The organism is Methanosaeta sp. UBA356, from assembly GCF_002496465.1.
GTDB lineage: Archaea > Halobacteriota > Methanosarcinia > Methanotrichales > Methanotrichaceae > Methanothrix > Methanothrix soehngenii.
In genome coordinates, this window is record NZ_DAKC01000023.1 from 16,364 (window position 1) to 21,417 (window position 5,054).

At 55.5% G+C, this 5,054-nt stretch carries 5 protein-coding genes; 4 read left to right on the forward strand and 1 reads right to left on the reverse strand.

Annotated elements, in window-relative coordinates:
- The first annotated feature begins 171 nt into the window (after positions 1 to 171).
- From mcrB to mcrA, 4 genes are read left to right on the forward strand one after another with little or no spacing between them, the layout of a single operon-like run.
- The gene (gene mcrB, locus BP727_RS01415) at positions 172 to 1,476 is read left to right on the forward strand and encodes a coenzyme-B sulfoethylthiotransferase subunit beta (protein ID WP_286857034.1); all 1,305 of its coding nucleotides are present in this window, start codon (positions 172 to 174) and stop codon (positions 1,474 to 1,476) included.
- An 11-nt stretch (positions 1,477 to 1,487) separates the two neighbouring features.
- Complete coding sequence (gene mcrD, locus BP727_RS01420) at positions 1,488 to 1,991, forward strand: methyl-coenzyme M reductase operon protein D (RefSeq protein ID WP_276836650.1); 504 nt, start codon at positions 1,488 to 1,490, stop codon at positions 1,989 to 1,991.
- 3 nt (positions 1,992 to 1,994) lie between these two features.
- Positions 1,995 to 2,762 carry a coenzyme-B sulfoethylthiotransferase subunit gamma gene (gene mcrG / locus BP727_RS01425; RefSeq protein ID WP_276836648.1) on the forward strand — a complete coding sequence of 256 codons (768 nt, stop codon included), beginning with the start codon at positions 1,995 to 1,997 and terminating at the stop codon, positions 2,760 to 2,762.
- A gap of 15 nt (positions 2,763 to 2,777) precedes the next feature.
- Positions 2,778 to 4,457, forward strand: a complete 1,680-nt coding sequence (gene mcrA / locus BP727_RS01430; RefSeq protein WP_276836646.1) for a coenzyme-B sulfoethylthiotransferase subunit alpha — start codon at positions 2,778 to 2,780, stop codon at positions 4,455 to 4,457.
- A gap of 186 nt (positions 4,458 to 4,643) precedes the next feature.
- Here the strand turns inward: mcrA and BP727_RS01435 are convergent.
- The coding region (locus BP727_RS01435) for a hypothetical protein (RefSeq protein WP_286857040.1) at positions 4,644 to 5,054 on the reverse strand (411 nt) is incomplete at its 5' end.

Consider the following 5,054-nt stretch of genomic DNA (forward strand, 5'->3'; position numbering starts at 1 on the left):
CCACGCAAAACCTTTAAGTATCAATGATGCAATGGGGAAAAAGGCGGGAGATTGTAACGAACTGCGAGGATGCTGGGTATGATACCTTTTAGACTTGGCGGTCATGCCATCGCTCCAGTATCATCCTTCGTTTCGGTCTTGCTGCTAAAAAGGTAAAGGAGGATAAAGAACGTGTCTGATAAGATAGACCTATATAGCGACCGCGGAGTTCTTTTGAAGAGCGACGTCGACCTGAGCGCCGTCAGCCCTCTCAAGAACGCGGCCATGCAGAGACTTATTTCTCTCACAAAGCGAACTGTAGCCGTCAATCTGGCCGGCGTCGAAGGTGCCTTGAAGACTGGAAAGGTAGCCGGAGGCCGCAGGCAGATCAAGGGACGGGAGCTCAATTACGATGTTGTTGCCAATGCTGGTGCCCTGGCTGAGAAGATCAAATCCCTGCTCCAGGTTGCCCCCGGCGATGACACCAATGTGCAGATTCTGGGTGGCGGCAAGCAGTTGCTCGTCCAGGTCCCTACAGCAAGGGTTAACGCTGCATCGGAATTCGTTGTTGGATTGACTGGAGCAGCAGCAGCCACAACCGAGGCCCTCATACAGCAGTTCAAAGCCACACTTATTGAAGCGCCCATGATCCATGCCTCCGTCTGGGGCGAGTACCCGCAGACTGTGGGCATGTCTGGCGGAAACGTTGCATCCGTTCTTAACATCCCCCAGAATGACGAAGGTCTGGGATTCGCACTCAGGAACGTCATGGCAAACCACCTGGCAATGATCACCAAGAGGAACGCCATGAACGCTGCCGCTCTTGCCTCTATATACGAGCAGATCGGCGAGATGGAGATGGGCAATGCCATGGGCATATTCGAGCGCCACCAGCTCCTGGGCATGGCATACCAGGGCCTGAACGCCAACAACATGGTCTATGAGACCGTCAAGGCCAATGGCAAGACTGGAACCATCGGCACAGTGGTGCAGAGCATAGTGGGCAAGGCCATTGAGGACAAGGTCATCAAGGCCGGCAAGAAGCTGCCCTCTGGCTATGTACTCTATGAAGCAAACGATGTCTCCAAGTGGAACGCCTACGCCGCAGCAGGCGTCCTGGCAGCCACCATGGTCAACTGCGGCTCCCTGAGAGGCGCCCAGGCTGTGTCCTCGACACTGCTTTACTTCAACGATATCATTGAGAAAGAGACCGCCTTGCCCGGATGCGACTTCGGCAGGGTAATGGGAACGGCCGTCGGCTTCTCGTTCTTCAGCCACTCTATCTACGGCGGCGGCGGCCCCGGTGTATTCAACGGCAACCACGTGGTAACCAGGCACTCCAGAGGATTTGCCATACCCTGCGTGGCTGCAGCAGTAGCACTGGATGCTGGCACCCAGATGTTCACCCCTGAGATGACATCTGGACTGGTCGGTGCTATTTACGGAGAGATCAAAGAGTTCCGTGAGCCGATCGTATCGGTTGCGGAGGCTGTGTAAAGGCGGAAGAAATGGTCACAGAATCAGACACGGGATCGATACAGGTAGAAATAATCCCCAGCAGATTTCTGCTGCCTGCTACGGCACAGAAGCTGCTGAACGAGATCTATGGAAATGGGGGCATCATCAGGATCACAATCCATGGCCCCAATCTTCCTAGAAGCGTGCCCTATGGCCCTGGAAGGGGCTCACCCATAGATGAGAACAGAGATCTTCTCATCGAGGTGGGCGGGCAGGCCTTTGAACTCAGCGTAAAGGTCGGGAGGATCAGGCTCGAGCTGGAGAGCGAGAAATACTATGAGGGTCTTAAGGCAGCGTGTGAGCGAGCGCTGCCCATATCCTTCCAGATCAGACGCGGAAAGTTCTTTCATACCAGGCAAACCATCACCGATTATGCCAAGTATGGCAAGGTGGAGGACACGCGCATCTTAGGGCTTATCGATCCTAAGGCCAAACAAGATAGATTGGCCATACTGTCTGAGGAAAACGTGGCCGTTCATGATGAGGAGAGATAAAATATGGCATACACACCACAATATTATCCCGGAAGCACCTCTGTTGGCATCAACAGAAGGAAGCATATGTCCGGCAACCTCGAGAAGCTCAGAGATATTCCCGAAGCTGATGTTGTAGCAGTTATGGGCCACAGGGCCCCTGGTGCTGACTACTCAAGCACTCACCCACCACTCAAAGAGATGGGCGAGCCAGACTGCCCCATAAGACAGATCGTCGCCCCGACAGCAGGCGCTGCTGCTGGCGACCGTGTAAGGTACTCCCAGTGGACCGATTCCATGTATTTCGCACCATCCATTCCATACTGGAGGTCCTATTGGGGAGCCATCAACTGCAAGGGCTGCGACCCAGGCACTCTATCCGGCAGACAGATCATCGAGGCCAGGGAGAGAGATATTGAGGCCTACACCAAGGCTCAGTACGATAGCGAGATGACCGATGTCGCCCTCTGTTCCATGAGGGGCTGCACTGTGCACGGCCACTCCTTGAGGTTGGAAGAGAACGGAATGCAGTTCGATATGCTGGCCAGGACAGAGATGGGCAGCGACGGAAACGTCTATGCTGTCAAGGATCAGGTCGGCATTCCACTGGACAGAAAGATCAATCTGGGCAAGCCCATGTCCGAGGCCGAGGCCAAGAAGAGAACCACTATCTTCAGGGCAGACGGCATTCCCATGTGCGGAAAGGTCGGCGCCAGGAAGTACGATGAGGCAGTGGACGCACTGCATCATATGTGGGAGCTGCGCAGCAAGTGGGGATTCAGGCCGGAGTAAGCTGGGGTGATATAAATGGCAGTTAAACACACAAAGAAACTATTCGTAAGAGCACTTAACAAGAAGTTCGGAAAGGATTTCGACCTCGCAGGCCAGAAGACCGAGTACAAGAGACTGGGCCCTGAACAGAACGCCCGCAAGAGGGAGTTCATGGAGTACGCCAAGAAGCTCGAGGGCAAGCGCGGCATGACCGGCTACAACCCCTATGTGCACGCTGGCGGTATTCCCCTGGGACAGAGGCAGCTCGTTCCCTACAAGCTCTCTGGAACTGAGTATGTGGTAGAGGGCGACGATCTGCATTTCGTCAACAATCCAGCCATGCAGCAGATGTGGGATGATGTCAGAAGGACCATTGTGGTCGGTCTGGACATGGCCCATGAGGTGTTGCAGAAGAGGTTGGGCAAGGAAGTCACACCTGAGACCATCAACAACTACCTGGAGATCCTCAACCACGCTATGCCCGGCGCAGCCGTGGTCCAGGAGCACATGGTGGAGACCCACCCCGGCCTGGTAGATGACTGCAACGTTCGTGTATTCACCGGCGACGATGCCCTGGCTGATGAGATCGATGACCAGTACCTGATCAACATCAACAAGATGTTCCCCGAGGATCAGGCAGAGGCCCTCAAGGCCGCTATCGGCAAGACCTCCTGGCAGGCCATCCACGTCCCGACCATTGTGGTCAGGTCCTGCGACGGCGGCACCACCTCCAGGTGGAGCGCCATGCAGCTGTGTATGACCTTCATCGATGCCTACAACATGTGCGCCGGTGAGGCCGCTGTGGCTGACCTGGCCTACGCTGCCAAGCACGCTGCTGTTCTGCAGATGTCCGAGATGCTGCCCGCAAGGCGCGCTCGCGGACCCAACAATCCCGGTGGACTGTCCTTCGGGTTCCTGGCCGATATGGTCCAGACATCCCGTGTGGCCGCAGCCGATCCAGTGAAGGTTTCCCTGAACGTAGTCGCCGCAGGCGCCGCGCTCTATGACCAGATCTGGCTGGGAAGCTACATGTCCGGCGGTGTCGGATTCACCCAGTACGCCACTGCTGCATACACCAACGATGTCCTGGACGACTTCTGCTACTACGGCGTCGATTTCGCCAACGACAAGTTCGGCGGATTCGCCAAGGCACCCAAGCTGCTGGATACCGCCAAGGAGCTGGCCACTGAGGTCAACGCCTACGGTATGGAGCAGTATGAGGCATTCCCGACTCTGCTCGAGGATCACTTCGGTGGATCCCAGAGGGCTTCCGTTCTGGCAGCAGCATCCGGTATCACCTCCGCCATCGCCTCTGGCCACAGCCAGGTAGGCCTTGCCGGCTGGTACCTCTCCATGCTCCTGCACAAGGAAGGCTGGGGCAGACTGGGCTTCTTCGGCTACGACCTGCAGGATCAGTGCGGTCCAACCAACGTATTCTCCTACCAGTCAGACGAGGGCAATCCACTCGAGCTGAGGGGAGCCAACTACCCCAACTACGCCATGAACGTAGGACACCAGGGCGAGTACGCCGGTATCTCCAGCGCCGCACACGCAGGCCGCATGGATGCCTTCGCTGTGAACCCATTGATCAAGGTAACTTTCTCCAACCCCGGCATGGTATTCGACTGGGCAGATGTCCGCGCTTGCTTCGGCAAGGGTGGAGCCCGCGAGTTCCGCGCTGCAGGCGACAGATCCCTGGTCATGCCAGCTGTGTAGGTCAAGAGACCTACGCACCATTTTTCTTTTTTTGTAGCGATAGTATTCAGCGTATTTCTCGATGTTTTTCAAGGAGGTCAATTGCCCTCTTTTTAGTCGATAAAAAAGAGGGTGAGCCTCAGTCGGTCTCATATGCCCTCAATTTGCTTATTCTCTATCCAGCGCGTTTTACCTTATTATCCGTCTTTATGCCTGGGCCAGAACATCTATGATGATCACATTGCTTGGCTGGCTTTCTATCACGAAGTAGAGCATATGCCTTCCGATCTCATTTGCCTGGAAGTTCATGCTGTTGTAGCCCTGGCCGAATTGATATGTGCTGAACTTCGAGCTGGTGGTATCCGTCTGCACCATCTCATAGAAGCCTGCGGTTCCCGCAGCCGGGGCGTGGGCGATGAGCTGCAACCAGGTTCCTGTGGGGCATATCACATACTGGGTCCAGTTGGTCTCTCCCTGGATCCACAGGTCGTTAGTCTGGGATTGCACTTGGGCTGAGTACTGAGAGAATGGCAATCCTGCACCGCTACCATAGTAAACGCTTGAAGGGGATTTCTCTGCGATATCATATCTTGCTGGATTGCTTATGATCCCGCTGCC